The sequence below is a fragment of the Microbacterium sp. Cr-K32 genome (assembly GCF_000708345.1).
In the GTDB taxonomy this organism is placed as follows: domain Bacteria; phylum Actinomycetota; class Actinomycetes; order Actinomycetales; family Microbacteriaceae; genus Microbacterium; species Microbacterium maritypicum_A.
Genome location: NZ_JARD01000029.1, coordinates 45,044 through 61,767 on the forward strand (window position 1 = coordinate 45,044; position 16,724 = coordinate 61,767).

At 68.5% G+C, this 16,724-nt stretch carries 17 protein-coding genes; 6 read left to right on the forward strand and 11 right to left on the reverse strand.

The features are described 5' to 3' along the window. Positions 1-73: 73 nt before the first annotated feature. Positions 74-1,273, forward strand: coding sequence for a hypothetical protein (locus tag GZ64_RS0117410; RefSeq protein WP_029267943.1), 1,200 nt, complete (start codon positions 74-76; stop codon positions 1,271-1,273). A gap of 51 nt (positions 1,274-1,324) precedes the next feature. Here GZ64_RS0117410 and GZ64_RS0117415 read toward each other — a convergent pair whose 3' ends face one another. The 4 genes from GZ64_RS0117415 to GZ64_RS19775 all read right to left on the reverse strand — a co-directional run bounded on the left by GZ64_RS0117415 (position 1,325) and on the right by GZ64_RS19775 (position 5,905). Continuing rightward, positions 1,325-3,268 carry an ABC transporter ATP-binding protein/permease gene (locus GZ64_RS0117415; RefSeq protein WP_036331800.1) on the reverse strand — a complete coding sequence of 648 codons (1,944 nt, stop codon included), beginning with the start codon at positions 3,266-3,268 and terminating at the stop codon, positions 1,325-1,327. Position 3,269: 1 nt separating this feature from the next. After that, a complete protein-coding gene (locus GZ64_RS19270) occupies positions 3,270-4,490 on the reverse strand; it encodes a peptidoglycan-binding domain-containing protein (protein WP_081859797.1) in 1,221 nt (406 codons plus the stop codon). Positions 4,491-4,553: 63 nt separating this feature from the next. Then, the gene (locus GZ64_RS0117430; protein WP_036331805.1) at positions 4,554-5,426 is read right to left on the reverse strand and encodes a hypothetical protein; all 873 of its coding nucleotides are present in this window, start codon (positions 5,424-5,426) and stop codon (positions 4,554-4,556) included. A 29-nt stretch (positions 5,427-5,455) separates the two neighbouring features. Continuing rightward, the gene (locus GZ64_RS19775; RefSeq protein ID WP_081859798.1) at positions 5,456-5,905 is read right to left on the reverse strand and encodes a peptidase inhibitor family I36 protein; all 450 of its coding nucleotides are present in this window, start codon (positions 5,903-5,905) and stop codon (positions 5,456-5,458) included. 235 nt (positions 5,906-6,140) lie between these two features. Here GZ64_RS19775 and GZ64_RS0117440 point away from each other — a divergent pair, with 235 nt between their 5' ends. Both GZ64_RS0117440 and pnuC read left to right on the forward strand, forming a co-directional pair. Continuing rightward, positions 6,141-6,674, forward strand: a complete 534-nt coding sequence (locus GZ64_RS0117440) for a GNAT family N-acetyltransferase (protein ID WP_029267951.1) — start codon at positions 6,141-6,143, stop codon at positions 6,672-6,674. Beyond that, positions 6,671-7,384: a nicotinamide riboside transporter PnuC gene (gene pnuC, locus GZ64_RS0117445; protein ID WP_029260705.1), complete on the forward strand. Its 714-nt coding sequence runs from the start codon at positions 6,671-6,673 to the stop codon at positions 7,382-7,384. The genes GZ64_RS0117440 and pnuC overlap by 4 nt, the downstream gene beginning before the upstream one ends. 64 nt (positions 7,385-7,448) lie before the next feature. On the opposite strand, the gene GZ64_RS0117450 is transcribed toward pnuC, so the two are convergent. The 7 genes from GZ64_RS0117450 to GZ64_RS0117480 form a co-directional block, all read right to left on the reverse strand. Beyond that, complete coding sequence (locus GZ64_RS0117450) at positions 7,449-8,816, reverse strand: heparan-alpha-glucosaminide N-acetyltransferase domain-containing protein (RefSeq protein WP_051668207.1); 1,368 nt, start codon at positions 8,814-8,816, stop codon at positions 7,449-7,451. A 130-nt stretch (positions 8,817-8,946) separates the two neighbouring features. Beyond that, positions 8,947-9,684 carry an amino acid ABC transporter ATP-binding protein gene (locus tag GZ64_RS0117455; RefSeq protein ID WP_021199478.1) on the reverse strand — a complete coding sequence of 246 codons (738 nt, stop codon included), beginning with the start codon at positions 9,682-9,684 and terminating at the stop codon, positions 8,947-8,949. Beyond that, positions 9,681-10,547 (reverse strand): amino acid ABC transporter permease, encoded by an 867-nt coding sequence (locus GZ64_RS0117460; RefSeq protein WP_029267955.1) that lies wholly within the window; start codon positions 10,545-10,547, stop codon positions 9,681-9,683. Before GZ64_RS0117460 ends, GZ64_RS0117455 begins: the two co-directional genes overlap by 4 nt. Further along, complete coding sequence (locus GZ64_RS0117465; protein ID WP_029260708.1) at positions 10,544-11,395, reverse strand: ABC transporter substrate-binding protein; 852 nt, start codon at positions 11,393-11,395, stop codon at positions 10,544-10,546. Before GZ64_RS0117465 ends, GZ64_RS0117460 begins: the two co-directional genes overlap by 4 nt. A 77-nt stretch (positions 11,396-11,472) precedes the next feature. Continuing rightward, positions 11,473-11,901, reverse strand: coding sequence for a cupin domain-containing protein (locus GZ64_RS0117470; protein WP_029267957.1), 429 nt, complete (start codon positions 11,899-11,901; stop codon positions 11,473-11,475). Positions 11,902-11,938: 37 nt separating this feature from the next. After that, a complete protein-coding gene (locus tag GZ64_RS0117475) occupies positions 11,939-13,234 on the reverse strand; it encodes an amidohydrolase family protein (RefSeq protein ID WP_029267958.1) in 1,296 nt (431 codons plus the stop codon). Then, positions 13,231-14,673 carry an adenosylhomocysteinase gene (locus tag GZ64_RS0117480; RefSeq protein WP_051668209.1) on the reverse strand — a complete coding sequence of 481 codons (1,443 nt, stop codon included), beginning with the start codon at positions 14,671-14,673 and terminating at the stop codon, positions 13,231-13,233. Before GZ64_RS0117480 ends, GZ64_RS0117475 begins: the two co-directional genes overlap by 4 nt. A 78-nt stretch (positions 14,674-14,751) precedes the next feature. On the opposite strand from GZ64_RS0117480, the gene GZ64_RS0117490 reads away from it, so the two are divergent. The 3 genes from GZ64_RS0117490 to GZ64_RS0117500 all read left to right on the forward strand — a co-directional run bounded on the left by GZ64_RS0117490 (position 14,752) and on the right by GZ64_RS0117500 (position 16,708). After that, entirely contained in the window at positions 14,752-15,000 is a 249-nt protein-coding gene (locus GZ64_RS0117490) for a type II toxin-antitoxin system Phd/YefM family antitoxin (RefSeq protein WP_029267963.1), read from the forward strand. Beyond that, complete coding sequence (locus tag GZ64_RS0117495) at positions 14,997-15,254, forward strand: type II toxin-antitoxin system RelE family toxin (RefSeq protein WP_029267965.1); 258 nt, start codon at positions 14,997-14,999, stop codon at positions 15,252-15,254. Before GZ64_RS0117490 ends, GZ64_RS0117495 begins: the two co-directional genes overlap by 4 nt. A gap of 71 nt (positions 15,255-15,325) precedes the next feature. After that, complete coding sequence (locus tag GZ64_RS0117500; protein ID WP_029267967.1) at positions 15,326-16,708, forward strand: LLM class flavin-dependent oxidoreductase; 1,383 nt, start codon at positions 15,326-15,328, stop codon at positions 16,706-16,708. The last annotated feature ends 16 nt before the right edge of the window (positions 16,709-16,724 follow it).

Here is a 16,724-nt window from a genome sequence, read left to right on the forward strand (position 1 = left end):
TAGAAGATATGTTCGAATCTCAGGAAGGCCTGTGGATAACTCCGCGCCTCGTCATTGCCGTAGTCTCATCGCCATGTCCGCGTCCCCGAAGCTGCGCAGCACGAAGCGCGATGCCGACCGCTGGTTCCGTGAACAGGGCCTTCCGACGTTCGTTCCGCTGCGCCGCTGGTTCACCGACCTCCCCCGCCGTGTCGCGCCACTGATCGCGTGGGTCGCGGTGGCCGCGTACCTCTTCCAGGACGGGCTCGAGGTCGTCTTCGATTTCGCCCTCGACGACGACTCCACGGAGTGGGAGATCCTGCTCGTCCTCTTCGCCGTCGTGATCTTCCTGCTCGCGATCGGGCTCGCGTGGGCCGCCTACTACCTCGTGCGCACCCTGCTGCGTCGCCTCCCGGTGGGCATCGGCACCGCGGTCGCGCTCGTCCTGATCGCCGCGTGCCTCGCCTTCACGATCGTCTACGGCTACATCGCCCAGCCCGATGCGACCGTCGGCCCGGTCCTCCGCACGATCCTGGTGCTCGCCCTCTGCATCCTGGTGACCGGCATGGGCGGAGGGGCCATGATCTCCTGGGCCTCGCGCCTCGCGGTGCGCAACGCCTCGGCGATCGGCCACATGGCGTCGATCGCCCTCCCGGTCATCCTCATGCTCGTCGTGTTCTCGTTCTTCTCGGCCGAGGTCTGGCAGATGGCATCCGCCCTGTCCTGGGGGTCCATCGCCCTGCTCGGCCTGGTCGTCGCGGTGCTCGCGGGGATCGTCGTGCTGCGGGTCAGCGCCTCCGAGATCGACGATGACGCGCAGGCACCGAGCGCCGAACAGCGAGCCGCCCTGCTCATCGGCACGCCCGCCGAAGGCCGCCCCGCCACCCCCGGCACTCCGGGACGGCTGCGCGCACCGCAGCGCATCAACATCTTGCTCGCGATGACCGTGGCGCAGCTGGTGCAGGCCCTGTTCTTCGCCGGGCTCCTCGCGGCGCTGCTGATCGTGATCGGAGGCATCGCCGTCCCCACGGGCGTCGTCGGCATCTGGCTCGGTCCCGGCAGCACCGCACAGCCCCTCGCGGTGCAGCCGCTGGAGTTCTTCGGGGCGAAGCTGCCGCTCACGGTCAACCTGCTCAAGGCGGCCACCCTGCTCTCGGTGATCGCCGCCCTCCCCTTCGTGTTCTCCGCCGTGAGCGAGGCCCGCTACCGGGAGCGCTTCTTCGACCCGATCATGGCCGACATGCGGCGTGCGATCCTCGTGCGCGAAGCCGTGAGCACGACGACGGCAGGCTGAGCTCTGTGACTGTTCGGTCGCAGCACGCCCGGACGGCGTCCAGCGAGGATGTCAGCTGCGGAGGTTCTCCGCGGGGCGCAGACGCGCGGCGCGGATCGAGGCCAGTCCGCCTCCCCCGGCACCGACGATCAGGCCGACAGCGATGGCGATCGGAAGCAGCACGATGTCGAACACGGGGGCCCATCGTTGGCTCACGGTGACGACGAGGATTGCCGCCATACCGAGCACCAGGCCCGCGGCCCCTCCGACGACACCGACGATTGCGGATTCCAGAGTGATGAGTTCTCCGATCTGCCGGTCTCGTGCTCCGAGCGCTTTGCGCATGCCGATCTCGACGCGGCGCGCATTGACAGCGAGGAGCGTGGCGTTCATGAGTGCGGCGATCGCGACGATCAGCGCCAGCAGCGTGAACGCGGTGAGGGTGGCTTGCACGCCCTGTTCGACCTGCCCCCTCAGCTGTGCGGAATCGGTCGGCGCAACGACGACGATCCGCTCCGGCTCGAACGGGTTCAACGCCGAAGGCAATTGCTTGGCGACCTGCTGCGCTGCGCCGGAGGACGTCACGGCCAGCATCGTCACGTCTACGGCCCCCTTTGCTGTGAGGCCGTCGCGGGGTCCCACGACCACCTCGCCGCGGAGCAGGGGGAGGCGCGCGGACGTGGTGATGATGCCAGCGACGACATATGTGACGCCATCAACCGAGATCGTGGGAGCGCCATCAATGCTGCTGAGCCGCATGTCCTTCGCGAGAAGATCTCCGATGTAGGCCTCGCCGCCCGCTAGGGGTCCCGCATGCCACGGTGCCTCGTCGACCGTGAGACGCGCAGCACCGACGATATCTCCGATGGCGACGTGCGGCCGGATCTGGCGTGCCTCCGCGAACGTCGAGACCGTGCTGACGTTGAGATCGATGACGACCGCAGCCGCATCCACTCCGCTGAGTCGCTCGATCGCCTGCGGAACCTCCTCGGGCGGAAGCGAGTTCTTGGCCCCCGTCGACCACGTCGCCGAGACCTCACGATTCAGGTGGGCATCGAATGTGGCGGATACCTGCGCTCGCGCCGATGCCGCAAGCCCGAGAGTGGTGATCGTCAACGCCACGGCGATGGCGACGGCGAGCCCCTGTCCGATCGATTGATACCTTCTCGACGTCACGGATGCCCAGGCGTCGCGAAGCATGTCGGCGAACCGGATGCGCCCGGTGAGCCGCACCCGCTCATCTTCTCTCGTGCGGGACGTGCGGGCATCATTCGAAGGAGAAGCCGGCGGCCCGTCCGCAGGGGCTTTCGATGCCGTACTCGCCCCGCTGCCGGACTGTCGCTCGTCGGACACGATCGCACCGTCGGCGATGTGGACCACACGACGCGCCCGTGCCGCGACCTCGGCCGAATGAGTGACGACGACGACCGTCGCCCCATCGCGATTGATACGTTCGAGCTCATCGAGAACCCGAGCGGCGTTGACCGAGTCGAGGTTGCCGGTCGGCTCGTCGGCGAGAATCAGCTTCGCATCCCCGGCGATCGCACGGGCGATGGCGATGCGTTGACGCTGCCCGCCCGACAGTGTCGAGGTGCTTTGGAAGGCGCGGTCTGCGAGGCCGACAGAGTCGATGGCGCCGAGAACGCTCTCACGCCGCTGCACACGGGGCACGCCCCGGTAGAGCAGGTTCAACTCGACACTGTCGACGGCCGGCCTGGCCTCGAGAAGGTGGAAGGCCTGGAACACGAATCCGATCTTCCGTGCGCGCACGCTCGCCGCGCGGCGACCGTCGCCGGCACGAGCTTCCTCGCCGTCGAGAACATAACTACCCGCCGTCGGGTCGTCGAGAAGCCCCAGGATGTTCATCAGCGTCGTCTTGCCACCGCCCGATGGCCCGACGATCGCAACGAACTCCCCCTGGTCGATTTCCAGGTCGATGCCGCGAAGCGCATCGACCTCGGGCCGACCCGCCGGGGAGTACGCCCGACGCACTCCCCGCAACTGAATCAGCGACACGTCAACCGACTCGAACCAGTTCGCCGGCCTTCAGGGCACCTTCGTCGCGCGGCTCGACGGCTACCTCGCCCTGCAGTGTGCCCAGGACTGTGACCGGCACCTCGAGGAGCGTTCCGTCGGCCTGCTGCTTCGTCAGAACGTTCTTGTCAGGCCCTCGGTCCGACACGGCGAGAACCGGGACGATCAGCGCGTCCTCGGCCACGATCTGCTTGATCACCGCCACCCGCGCCCGCCCCGACGACCCCGGCAGCGCTGTTTTCGGAACCACGGCGAAAGTGACCTCGGGTGCGGCCTGTTCCGCATCACCGTTCGAGCCCGATCCCTCTGAGTCTTCGGCCGAGTCAGAGGGGCGGATGTCTCCCACGATGCCCTCGACCTCAGTGCCACCGATCGAGATCACCGCCGCGTCTCCTGCGACCACATCCCCGAGATCGGTGACGGGAACCGTGATCGTGACCACCAGATCCGCCGACCCGAGGATGAGGTCCGGTACACCCTCCGCCGCCAAACGCTGCCCGACCTGAACACCTTTCACGACCTGCGCGGACGCAGAAGGCATCGCCAGAATTTCGGCGACAGGAACATACCCCTCGGCAGCCGGCGCCTTCTCGCTCGGATCCGCCGCCTTCTCGCCCCCCTCCGAGCTCGTCTTCTCCGCCGCGGCACTGCGAGTGGGGGCCTCATAGCCATTGTCCTGATACCAGCGCTTCACCGCCGCAGCCGTCTCGCCTCCGAACCGCCCATCGGCGTTGAGCTGGTACGACCGCACCACGAGTGCAGCCTGCAATGCCTCGACATCCGGGCCACGATCCCCGACGCCCATGTCGCGGTAGAAGGAGAAGGCCGACTGCACACCGAAGAGAGGGCGCCCGTTGACCTCGGTGAGAACCTGCCCCGAAGAAGCGGTCGCACCCGTCGCCAGTGGGCGTCCGGTGACGACGGTGAGCGACGCTTCCGCGACAGGGAGCACCGTCACCGGAGTCTGCGTCGACGGCCCCGCCTGCCCGGTGAAGCCGACCTCGCCAGCCAGCGCCCCCTGCGTGACCTCTGCGAAGACCGGCCCGGGGGCGGGCGCCTTGGCGTTGGCCTCCTGCTGCGCCGACGACTGGAACTGCGCCGCAAACCAAAACCCGGCACCGATCAGCGCCACAATCAGCACCACAGCGATCACGACGATCCAGCGTGACCGTCTCGCCGTCTCCGGCACACCTACTTCATCCATCGGACTCTCATCACTCACTGATCGGCCAAGGCTCGTTACCGAGCCAACTCTCGCGCCGCCTCTCTAGGGCGCGGCTGGCGCGTTCTCCGCCACGATCGTCAACAGCTTCTTCTTCCGTTCGATCGCGTCCGCACGGATCCGATCGAGCTTGTCCCTGTTCTCCGCGACGAGCTTCTCCTGCTCCTCCCAATTCCGCTCATACCAGAGCGAGGCCCACCCACTCGACTCCTGGCACTCCGCATCAGCAACAGCCGCAGCAAGCTCCTCCGCCGAAGGCGCGGACGACGACCCGGTCACCGCACCCCACACCTCTGCCACCTCATAAGGAGCTCCTTCCCAAGGTTGCTCTTGAGTCACCGCGTAGTCCACCCGTGGGGTCAGACACTCCCGCCAGGCTTTCACCGCCTTGACCACATCCGGATCCTGCTCCACGATGTCCCAAGCCTGGGCGGATAGCTCAGCGTTGTAGTTCAGCCCGTCGGCGGTGGATGCGAAGTCCTTGTCTTTCGCGCGGATCTTGTCAGTGCAGGCCACGAGCGCGTCATCCAGTTCCTGATTCGGAAAGTACGAATCCACTGTCTCTGTGTATGTCAACCACAGCTCAGCGCTCTCCGGATCATCCAGCCGCGCGAAATGGTAACCCCACTTCTTTGCCAGTTCCAGATTGAACAGCCGCAGACCTACCCGGTTGAAGTCTTCCGCACGGGGGAAGTCGGTATCCTGCCACGGCACCGGCCACTCATACCCCTGCGCACCCAGACAATCCGAGATCAACAACTGCTCCGCATAGTTGTCCAGGTCCGGGGAATACACGACGAACTCATCAAGAGGCATCTTCCAAGCCGCTTGATTCCTCACCCCCGCATCCGTCTCACTGTCGGACGCGGTACACCCCACCAGACCCCCGGCAACCGTGACCGCAAGGACGGTCGCCATGACCAGGCGGCCACCTACGCGCGGAGAAGTCACCGGCATAGAGCCGAACCAACGCTACTGAGGGTGCCGCTGAAGTATCCCGACTCGATCTCGTCGTTGTAGCTACCCACATTGCCGAAGCCCTGCCCCCGGAGGATAAGGAGGCCCTTCCCTCCTGTCTGGTTCTGTCCTTTGTAGAGGTAGGAGTTCTGGGAGCGCCCGTTGTTGAAGGTGGAGGAGATGACGTCGCCGTAGGACCTCCAGCCGATGGCCATGACATCCACGCAGTTCGCGAACTTGTGCGTGGATGGCTGCTGCCATGCGTCGTTGGTGTAGTTGTAACCCGAGTAACTGCACGTGTACCCGGATGGGCAATCACTCGGCGCGGCTGCGGCAGGGCCCGCCAAGGCGAGAACTCCCACCCCGGACAGGACGAGTGCGATCAGCGCGCTGGCTGCTCTTCTGCGCCGGGTTGGGCGACGCGCGAGTTCCAAAGACATGAGATCCTCCGATGCACCCGCCTACTAAAACAATACGTTCTACACAGTAGACATGGTTCGTGTGCGCGTCTGTAGGCCGTTCGGGGGACAAGCGCGGTGCCCGCACGTCGCCCCCGTAACTGTTCGGCCGCAGCACGCCCAGCGCCCGTTCCTCCTGCTAGCGTCGGCGATGCGCACCCGAAGCGCCGAAGAAGGATGCGCACCCGAAGCGCAGAAGAAGAGAGAACGCCCGCCGATGACAGCCGTGCGAATCAGGGACGCCGAGACCGCCGATCTCGAGACCATCACCGCGATCCACAACCATGCCGTGCTGCACACCACCGCGATCTGGAACGAAGAGGCGGTCGACCTCGCCGACCGCGTCGCCTGGCTCGCCGATCGCACCGCCCGCGGCTACCCGGTCATCGTCGCCGTCGACGACACGGGGGTGCTGGGCTACGCGTCGTACGCGCAATGGCGTCCGCACAGCGGCTATCGCCACACGGTCGAGCACTCGGTCTACGTCCTCGACGGCCAGCACGGTCGCGGCATCGGCACCGCCCTCATGTCGGCGCTCGTCGATCGTGCGCGGGACGCGGGGATGCACGTGATGATCGCCGGGATCGAAAGCGGGAACGCCGCCTCCATCGCCCTGCACGAGCGCCTGGGCTTCGTCGAGGTCGGACGCATGCCGCAGGTCGGTGCCAAGTTCGGACGCTGGCTCGACCTGAGCATGCTGCAGCGGGTGCTCGACGACCGCCCCGAACCCGACGCCGGATCCCGACCATGAACCTGCTGCAGTGGTTCGTCGACGCCTTCAACTCGCAGTGGATGCTGCCCGGCGGGCAGACACTCCTGGTGCGGGAGGTCGTGGGCAACGCGTTCGGTCTCGCCAGCGCGCTCGGCGGCATGCGACGCAAGGTGTGGGCATGGCCGGTCGGCATCATCGGCAACCTGCTGCTGCTCACCGTCTTCCTCGGCTCCGCTCTCAGCCCCGATCCGTCACTGCCGCACCTGCTCGGCCAGGCCGGGCGGCAGATCATGTTCATCGCGGTCGCCATCTACGGATGGGTGCGCTGGCGGAACCTCGACGGCGGACGCGTGGTCCCGCGCTGGGCGCCGACGAGCGCCCGCATCGGCATGGTGCTGGTGATGGTCGTCGGCACGGTCGCCCTGACCCCGCTGTTCCGCCTGCTGGGATCGTGGGAGCCGGTGTGGGCCGACGCCTGGACGTTCGTCGGCTCGCTGCTGGCCACCTACGGCATGGCGAAGGGCTGGACCGAGTTCTGGCTGGTCTGGATCGCTGTCGACGTCGTCGGGGTGCCGCTGCTGTTCAGCTCCGGCTACTACGCCACCGGCTTCATGTACGTCTTCTACGGCGTCTTCACCGCGATCGGCTTCGTGATCTGGTGGCGGGCACAGCGCACCGCCGCGCATCCGATCGAGATCCTGCCGCCCGACCCGAGCCCGCGACGGCCGGAGGAGGAAGAGCTCGCCTGAGCTCCCCTCCCCCCGGGCATCCCCCTCCGCCTCGATGTCGCCCCTCCTCGACACGAGGCCGTCTTCAGTCCCGGCGCTTCGCCGTGCGCGTCGTCTTCGCTGTCAGCGCCATGGCGTCGGCTGCCCACGCTGTGAGTCGTTCGAGCGGGCCCTTGCCGACCGTGCGCGTCCAGATGAGCGCGCCGGCCATCATGAGCAGTGAGAGCGCGATCCACGGCAGCACCGGGTTGGGCAGCCAGGTCGCCGCCCCCGCCAGGATGAGGATCGCCTGGACGACGTAGCCGGTGAGCGGAACCGCGCCATAGGCCGCCAGCGGGAGAACGGCCCACCGCGCATACCGGGTCACCAGCAGGCACAGGCCGAGGACGGCCACCGCGAAGCCGCCGGATGCCAGCACCTCCAGCACGCCGCCGGAGTGCGCCGAGACGCTGATGACCGCTTCGAGCATCTTCGCGGGCGGGTCCTCCGAAGCCACGCGATCGATGTACGACTGCCCCTCTTCGATGCCGCCGCCGTCGTCCGTGAACAGCGAGGCCTTCTCGGGCGAGAAGCAGACGACGACGCCGTCGCTGGTCTGGCATGTCAGTCCGGAGACGTCGACCTCGTCCCCGGGGATCATGCTCATCGAACCCGAACCCGAACCCGAACCGGACGTGGAGCTCGACGACGCGACTTCCTGCGGCGGCGACGTGAGGAGCGCACCCAGCGCGTAACCGCCGATCGCGATCAGTCCTCCGCAGACGAGCATGACGACTGCCGTCTTCACCCGGGTCAGGTCGAGGCGTCCGATCACGAGACCAGCGCAGAGCAGCGCAGCCCAGACCGTGATCGGGTAGGTGCCGAACAGCACCAGCGACAGCCCCGGGCCGCCCAGATCCGGCGAGAGCGTGCCGATCAGGGCGAGCAGCGGCGGACCGAGGATGCCGAGTGCCGCCCCCGCGATCACCAGCACTCTGGTGCGCAGGTGCACCGTGAACGCCGCCAGGATGTACAGCACGCCGTAGAGCGTGAGGATCACGGCGATTCCCGAGCCCAGCAGCTCGACCACGAGCCCGATCACGAAGATCGCCGCCCCGCGACCGACCAGGCGCAACCGGATCTTCCGGAGCTCGTCCGGTGACGCGGTACGGGCACCGCCCGTCATCAGCGCGAGCGAGACCCCGGCCAGCAGGGCGAACAGGATCGAGGAGCGACCGTTGACGATGTCCAGCCATGTCGACGGGTCGGTCAGGGTCAGGTCGGGACCGCTCGCGACCATCAGATGTGCGCCGAACATCCCCACCAGGGCGAGTCCGCGCGCGACGTCGACGCCGACGATGCGGCGCCGACGTGTGGAGGCGCCTCCGCCGCGGCGTGGGCCGTCGCCGGAGTCGGCCGCGGAGGCGTCGGCCGTCGGCGCGGCGGAAGACGGGATGATGTGGGGCGTGCTCACGTGGGACCTCTCGAGGAATCGGCGGAGACCTCAAGCTCAGCACGCGCCTCCGAGGGCGCGCATCCACCCTCAGTACCGCTTCGATCCGTCGAGCGGATGAGCGTCGACGCCGCGCGCTTCCCGCCGGGCGTCAGTGCTGCACGCGCGCCAGGAACTCCGCGGTGGCCGCCTGCTGCGGGGCATCGAACACCTGGGAGGGCGGTCCCTGCTCGACGACGACACCGTGCTCGAGGAACACGATGCGGTCGGCGACCTCACGCGCGAACGACATCTCGTGGGTCGCCATCACGATCGTGGCGCCCTGCTGCTTCAGCTGTCGCACCAGATCGAGCACCTCGCCCACCAGTTGCGGGTCGAGGGCGCTGGTGATCTCGTCGAGCAGCAGCACCTCGGGCTGCGTGAGCACCGCGCGCACGATCGCCACGCGCTGCTGCTGTCCGCCGGAGAGCCGGTCGGGGTACTCGTCGGCCTTGGCGCCGAGGCCGAGCGTGTCGAGCAACGCGCGTGCCTGGGCGCGCGCCTCCGTCTTGCGCATGCCGTGCACGCGCACGGCGGCGAGCGTGACGTTGTCGAGCACGGTCAGGTGCGGGAACAGGTTGAAGTGCTGGAACACGACCCCGATCCGGGCCCGCACCGCGTCGGCGTCCACCCGCGGGTCGGTGATGTCCTCGCCGGAGAGGAAGATCTGCCCGTCGTCGATGCCCTCGATGAGGTTCATGGTCTTGAGGAGGGTCGACTTGCCCGAGCCGGACGCGCCGATCAGCACGACCACCTCGTGCGTGCCGACCGCGAGGTCGATGCCGCGCAGCACGTCATGATCGCCGAAGCGCTTGCGCACACCCCTGGCCTCGATCACGGGCACGCTCATACGACTCCTCCGGCTTGCTCGCGCTTGTTCAGACGCGCGGTGACGACATCGGTCAGGCGGATCATCGGCCAGCTGAGCACGATGAACATGAGGCCGGCGACGACGTACGGTGTGAAGTTGTAGGTCTCGGCGACCATCAGCTGTGCCGCACGGACCGCATCGACGGCGCCGAGCACCGAGATCAGCCCCACGTCCTTCTGCATCGAGACGAAGTCGTTCATGAGGGCGGGGACGACCTTGCGCACGCCCTGCGGGATCACGACGATCCGGAGCGTCTGCCCGTGGGTCAGCCCGAGCGACCGCGCGGCGATGCGCTGCGAGGGATGCACGGCCTCCATGCCTGCACGGAGCACCTCGGCGACATAGGCGGAGTAGGTGAGGACCAGCGCGATCGTGCCCCAGAACATCGGGGGCATGCGCGGGAAGATCATCAGTGCGGGGATGCCGAACCCCACGAGGTACAGCACGATCAGCAGCGGGATGCCACGGAAGAAGTCGGTGTAGGCCGCGGCGATCGCGCGCAGAGGGAAGAACACCGGGCCGCGCAGCGAGCGCATGGTAGCCAGGAGCGTGCCGAGGATCGCGACGCACACCACGGCGATGACGAGCACCAGGAGGTTGACGAGCAGTCCCTGGAAGATCGGACCGATGCTCTCCAGCGCGACCTGCGGATCGAAGAACGTCTGGCTGACGATCGCCCAGCCGGGGGTGTTGACGACGACGACGACGAGCACCGCCAACAGGGTGATGCTGCTGCCGAACGCGATCAGGATGGATCGGGTGGTCACCCGACGCCGCAGAGCGCGGCGTGACAGCTCGAGTTCGCTCGGCTGCCACTCCGCGTCGACGGAGGTCGAGGTCATTTCAGGACGGGGACGTCGACCGCGTCGCTGAGCCACTTCTGCTGCAGCTCGTCGAGCGTGCCATCGTCACGCAGGGCGTCGACGGCCTTGGTGACGTCGGCCGTGAGCGCGGAGCCCTTGGGAAGGACGATGCCGAAGTCGTCGCCGCCGTTCGCGTCGGCGAACTGACCGGTCACCACGCCGTCGTCGAGCTGGGCACCGACGACGTAGAAGGCGCCGGGGAGGTCGGTGATCATGGCGTCGATCTGCCCGCCCTTGAGCGCGAGCACCACGTCGTCGACCGAGTTGAAGACGTTGAGGTTCGCTTCGCCGAGCTGGGCCTTGGCGACCGTGTAGCTGGTGGTCCCGCTGGCCACGCCGACCTTGGTGGCCTTGAGCTCGTCGATCGTGGTCGCCGATGCCGCGGGCGAGCCGCCGACCGCGACGACGGCCTGCGTGGTCGTGTAGTACGGCGACGAGAAGTCGACGGCCTTCTTGCGGTCATCCGTGATGGAGAACTGCTGCAGGTTGATGTCCCAGTCCTTGGGGCCCGGTGCGATGGCGCCGTCGAAGGTGGTGCGCACCCAGACGATGTCGTCGGCCGTGTAGCCGAGCTGCTCGGCGACGGCGTTGGCGACCGCGCCCTCGAAGCCCTCACCGTTGGAGGGGTCGTCGTCGACGAACCACGGCTCGTAGTTGGGCTCGCCGGTCGCGATCGTGAGCTTGCCCTCGGTCACGGTCGGAAGGCCCGAGCCGTCTCCGCTGCCGGAGCCCGTGGACGGCGAGCTGCAGGCGGAGAGGGTGAGGGCGATGGCGGCGGCAGCAGCGGCGACGGCTGCAGCGCGGCGGAGGGCGGGAGCGAAGGGCACGATGACTCCAGGGCGAGGAAGGGTATGGAGAAGACGGCGAGGCAGGACGGGTCTGCTTCTGCAGACACGGTCTGCCTCTACAGAGTAGGCGATGCGGCGAGTCGCCAATCGGCGAAGTCGAAACCTGGGGACACGAAGCACGACACCAGCACCTCGTCGGCGTCGAGCGGCCTCGCGGCCTGCCAGACGCCGGCCGGCACACGCACCTGCGCCGCCTCTCCGGGGCCGAGCACGATCGCCGTCGCCTCGCCCGGTTCCGCACCGTCTCCGCCGAGGCGGAGTTCGAGTCGGCCGGGCCCGTGCCACAGCCACAACTCGTCGCTGGTCACGACGTGCCATTCGCTCTTCTCCGATGGCAGGAGGAGGTAGTGGATGCAGGTGGCCGCCGGCCGCTGACCGTTCGGCGTCTCGACGGGAAGCGGGCTCGTCCAGGTGCGGCGGAACCAGCCGCCTTCCGGATGCGGGGCGAGGTCGAGCCGCTCGGCGGTCGCGGGGCGCTGCGTCATGAGATGCCTCCAGGTCCAGGGGTGGCGACCGAAACGGTCACGGGGTGACCGCTGCACGGTCGAAGGAGTCGATCGCGTAGCGCACCTCGCCGGAGACGATCGTGGCAGCTGTACGGCCGGCACCGTGCTCGACGAGTTCGACCACCGCATCGGGGCCCGCCGGGACGTCGAAGAAGGTGAGGTCGGCGAGGGCCCCCACGGCGAGGTAGCCGGTGCGGTCCGGGCCCACGTCGATCCCCATGGCGTGCGCACCGCCGAGGGTCGCGGCACCGAGCAGGCGCGCGTGCAGGTCGCGGTCGGTGTACCCCTGCGCGCGGGCGATGCGCGCGAGCTCCGCCACGTCGGCCAGCACGTCGAGCGACGGGCTCGACGACAGCGAGTCGGTGCCGACGGCGATCGGGCTGCCCTCGCGCAGGTACGCGGCGATCGGCGGCTCCTCGAGTCCGATGACGGCGTTCGACCGCGGGCACAGGGCCACCGTCGTGCGGCGTTCCCGCAGGATCGCGCGGTCCCTGGCGCTCATGTAGACGCCGTGCGCGATGTGGCAGTCGGGCCCGAGCACGCCGAGCTGATCGACGAACTCGGTGGCGCTGGTGCCGAATCCGGCCTGGCGCAGTTCTTGGAAGCTGGCGAGCCCGGCCGTGTGCCACGCCTGCGGATGCTCGTGAGCGAACTCGCTCTCGAACGCGGCCTCACCGAGGTGGATGTGGATGCGTCCGCCGCGCTCGCGCACGATGTCGGGGATCTCCAGCAGCGGCTCGATGTCGAGCGAGTAGGGGGCGTGGGGTGAAAGGCCCGTCCCCGGCGGGGTCGGCAGGGCGTCGAGCGCCTGCTCCACCTGCGCACGCCCGGTACGGGCCCAGTCGGCATTGGTCCAGCTCATCACCTCCCAGTAGGTGATGCCGTGCAGTCGGGCATCGTGCAGCGCGGTCGCCGCCGCACGATCGGTCACGACATCGGCCACGGCCGTCGTGCCGGAACGCAGCGCCTGCATCGCACCGTCGGCCGCATCCGCCGCCCAGTCGCGACCGCCTTCGTACACCGGGTCGAAAGCGCGCACCCAGTCGTCGAAGCCGTCGTACTGCCCGCGCCCGACCGAGGCCATGCCGGTGTACTGCAGGTGCGTGTGCGCGTTCACGAGCCCGGGGGTCAGGACGCCGGGCCAGTGCACCTCGTCGGCGGCGATGCCTCGTTCGGACAGCGACCGCAGCACCCACTCGCGCTCTCCGACGTGCATGATGCGGCCGTCGCGCACCGCGACCGCGCCGTCGACGATCGGCGGCGCGGTGATCGGCACGACGAGTCCCGCGGAATAGACGGTCAGGGCGGTCATGCGGACCCTCCTCGGAATCGCGGCGAGCGCCACTCGCGCTGCGCTTCGACCTGCGCCGGGCTGCACTGGTCGATGGGCGCGCCGCGCAGGGCGAGAGCGGCCGCGCCGATGACGGTGTCGGTCTCGTGCGGCAGCGCATGCACGCCGGCGGGCAGATCGTGCGTGAGGAGGTGCTCGACGGCGAAGAGCTGCACCGAGAACGAGAGGTCCATGATCTCGATCGGGTTGCCTTCGCCGGCAGACAGGTTCACGCACCCGCCTCGGGCGATCACGAGCGCACCTTCGCCGGCGCGATCGACGAACGGAGAGGCTGCGCCGCTCGCACCCGCGAACGGTCGCAGCGTCGCAGGGTCGAGGTCGACCTCGTGTGGAACCCCGCCCGCGACCGCGACGATCGCCGCCGCTCGCAGCACCACGGCGTCGACCGTGTGCGGCGCCCCGGTGGCCGAGACGACGAGCGCTCCCGGGGCGAGGTCGTGCAGTCGTCCGATCCGATAGCCGTCGTGCGCGGCTCGGAGAGCACGCACCGGATCGGTCTCAGCGACGCCGACCTGCACGCCGAGGGCCCGCAGGTGCGCGGCGACACCCTCACCCACCGGGCCGTAGCCGACGACGACGGCAGGCTGGTCGCGGAGGTCGATGCCTGCGGCGTCCAGCGCATCGGCGATCGCGAACACGCACGACTGGCCGGTGCCGTAGCGGTTGTCGAAGGAGGTCTTGGTCAGGGCGTCGTTCACCGCGATCACGGGGATCTCGAGCAGCCCCTCGCGCTCCATGAGCCGCAGCGGCGTGAGTCCGCTCGTCGTCTCCTCCGCCGCACCCCGCAGCTGCCGTGCGAGACCCTCTTCATGAGCGAGGCGGATCAGGTGCGAGCCGTCGTCGAGCAGCAGGTCGAAGCTGCGGCGCAGGAACGACACCGCGGCAGCGCGCTCCGCAGCACCGGAGAGCGAAGGATCACCGTCGACGGGGATGCCGCGGGAGCGCAGCACCTGGGCGACCTCGACGTCGATCTCATCGGGGTGGGCGTAGACGGCGACCGTGGCGCCGGCATCCCGCAGCAGCAGGGCGAGCTGGGCGGTCTTGGGCTCGAGCACCATCGCGATGCCGATCCGCAGACCGCGCACCGTTCCGGCCTCGCGCAGTCGCGTCGCGAGAGCGGTCGCGACGGGCATGTGCCGTCCTGCGGCGTCGACGCGATCCTCCGCCGTCTCGCGCATCGGGAGCGCGTGGCCGTCGAGCAGGATCTCGGGGGCCTCCCCCGGCGCGAACACGACACCCGCATCGCCGAGATGAGCCCCGAGCGCCGGCAGCAGCCGGCGCAGCTCGTCGGCCACGGCATCCGTCCCGACGACAGAGAAGTCCCGACCGGAGACGAGCAGGTTGGTTTCGCGGGCGAAGCGGCGCACCAGACGCTGGGCTGTCGCGGTCTCGTCGGTCACCAGTCAAGGGTAGAGCCACGGGAGGAGGACGCCGGACGAAACATGTACATCTCCAACACCCAGATGTACAATTGATTCATGTCCACCATCAGCGTCGCCGACGCGCGCAACAACCTCTCCACGGTCATCGCCCGCTCCCAGGAAGAGGCGGTCTTCATCGAGCGGCGCGGCCAGCGGGCAGCAGTGGTGGTCAGCCCGGAACAGTACGAGCGGATGCTGGACGCGCTCGAAGACGCCGAAGACGCAGCCGCGTTCGACATGGCGATGGCAGACGAGGGGCCCAATATCCCCTGGGATCAGGTGAAGGCCGACCTGGGCTGGACGTGAGCTATCGGATCGAACTGCGCCCAGCTGCGGTTCGAGCACTGAAGAAGGTCGACCATCAGGATCGCGACCGGATCCGCGGGGCCATCGCTCTGCTCGGTGAGAATCCCCGCCCGCCGGGAGCGAAAGCACTGCAGGGACGCAACGGACTCCGCGTCCGCGTCGGGAACTACCGCATCATCTACACGATCGACGACGACGTGCTCGTCGTCGCGGTCGTTACGCTGGGGCATCGGCGGGACGTCTACGAGCGCTGACCCATCCGGAATGTGTCCGTGCATGTCGGAGACCCTGGCTTCGCCGGCGCCCTTCGCCTTTCATGGAGCCCATGACCCGTCAGATCCGCTTCAACGCCTTCGACATGAACTGCGTCGCCCACCAGTCGTCCGGCCTGTGGCGGCACCCCGACGACCGGTCGCGGCAGTACAACACCATCTCGTACTGGACCGATCTGGCGCAGCTGCTGGAGAGCGCGACCTTCGACGGCATCTTCATCGCCGACGTGCTCGGCACCTACGACGTGTACGGCGGCACGAACGAGGCCGCGATCCGCAACGGCGCGCAGGTGCCGGTGAACGACCCGATCCTGCTGGTGAGCGCGATGGCGGCCGTCACCGAGAACCTGGGCTTCGGCATCACGGCCGGCACCGCGTTCGAGCACCCCTATCCGTTCGCGCGCCGGCTGAGCACGCTCGACCACCTCACGCAGGGCCGCGTCGGCTGGAACGTCGTGACCGGCTATCTGCCCAGCGCCGCGCGCAACATGGGTCAGGAAGACCAACTCGCCCACGACGACCGCTACGACCACGCGGACGAGTACGTCGAGGTGCTCTATAAGCTCTGGGAGGGCTCGTGGGAAGACGATGCCGTGGTCGAGGACCGCGAGCGCGGCATCTTCACCGACCCGGGCAAGGTGCACCCGATCGGGCATGAGGGCAAGCACTTCAGCGTTCCCGGCATCCACATCTCCGAGCCGTCGCCGCAGCGCACGCCGGTGATCTACCAGGCCGGCGCGAGCCCGCGGGGCGTGAAGTTCGCGGCCGAGAACGCCGAGGCCATCTTCGTCGCCGCGCCCTCGAAGGAGGTGCTCGCCGGCACCGTGAAGCGCATCCGCGATGCCCTCGAAGCGGCGGGCCGCGACCGGTACGACGCCCGCATCTACACGCTTCTCACCGTGATCACCGCCGCGACGAGCGAGGAGGCGATGGCGAAGCACGCCGAGTACCTCTCCTACGCGAGCCCCGAGGGCGCGCTCACGTTCATGTCGGGGTGGATGGGCGTCGACCTGTCGCAGTACGCGGAGGACGAGCCGGTCGGCAACGTCGAGTCGAACGCGATCCAGTCCGTGCTGCAGCATCTGAAGGAGGAGGCCGACCTCGGCCGCGAGTGGACGGTCGGCGACTTCGGACGCCACAACGCGATCGGCGGCCTCGGGCCCACGATCGTCGGATCCGGCACTGAGATCGCCGACGAGCTGCAGTCCTGGGTCGACGAGACCGACATCGACGGCTTCAATCTCGCCTACGCGGTCACCCCCGGCACCTGGCAGGACATCATCGAGCACGTGATCCCGGTGCTGCGCGAGCGCGGCGCCTACCCCGAGGAATACGCACCCGGGACGCTCCGCAACAAGCTCCACGGCCGTGGCGACCGCGTGCAGGACACGCACCGCGCCGCGAAGTACCGGGTCGGCGCGTTCGCCAAGGCGTAGCCGCTCTCGAATCGCG

What these genes read in the sequence shown, in the direction of transcription:
- GZ64_RS0117410 (WP_029267943.1), top strand. Translation starts at nt 74, where the DNA reads ATGTCCGCGTCCCCGAAGCTGCGCAGCACGAAGCGCGATGCCGACCGC.
- GZ64_RS19270 (WP_081859797.1), bottom strand. Translation starts at nt 4,490, where the DNA reads ATGGATGAAGTAGGTGTGCCGGAGACGGCGAGACGGTCACGCTGGATC.
- GZ64_RS0117430 (WP_036331805.1), bottom strand. Translation starts at nt 5,426, where the DNA reads ATGGCGACCGTCCTTGCGGTCACGGTTGCCGGGGGTCTGGTGGGGTGT.
- GZ64_RS19775 (WP_081859798.1), bottom strand. Translation starts at nt 5,905, where the DNA reads ATGTCTTTGGAACTCGCGCGTCGCCCAACCCGGCGCAGAAGAGCAGCC.
- GZ64_RS0117440 (WP_029267951.1), top strand. Translation starts at nt 6,141, where the DNA reads ATGACAGCCGTGCGAATCAGGGACGCCGAGACCGCCGATCTCGAGACC.
- pnuC (WP_029260705.1), top strand. Translation starts at nt 6,671, where the DNA reads ATGAACCTGCTGCAGTGGTTCGTCGACGCCTTCAACTCGCAGTGGATG.
- GZ64_RS0117455 (WP_021199478.1), bottom strand. Translation starts at nt 9,684, where the DNA reads ATGAGCGTGCCCGTGATCGAGGCCAGGGGTGTGCGCAAGCGCTTCGGC.
- GZ64_RS0117460 (WP_029267955.1), bottom strand. Translation starts at nt 10,547, where the DNA reads ATGACCTCGACCTCCGTCGACGCGGAGTGGCAGCCGAGCGAACTCGAG.
- GZ64_RS0117470 (WP_029267957.1), bottom strand. Translation starts at nt 11,901, where the DNA reads ATGACGCAGCGCCCCGCGACCGCCGAGCGGCTCGACCTCGCCCCGCAT.
- GZ64_RS0117475 (WP_029267958.1), bottom strand. Translation starts at nt 13,234, where the DNA reads ATGACCGCCCTGACCGTCTATTCCGCGGGACTCGTCGTGCCGATCACC.
- GZ64_RS0117490 (WP_029267963.1), top strand. Translation starts at nt 14,752, where the DNA reads ATGTCCACCATCAGCGTCGCCGACGCGCGCAACAACCTCTCCACGGTC.
- GZ64_RS0117500 (WP_029267967.1), top strand. Translation starts at nt 15,326, where the DNA reads ATGACCCGTCAGATCCGCTTCAACGCCTTCGACATGAACTGCGTCGCC.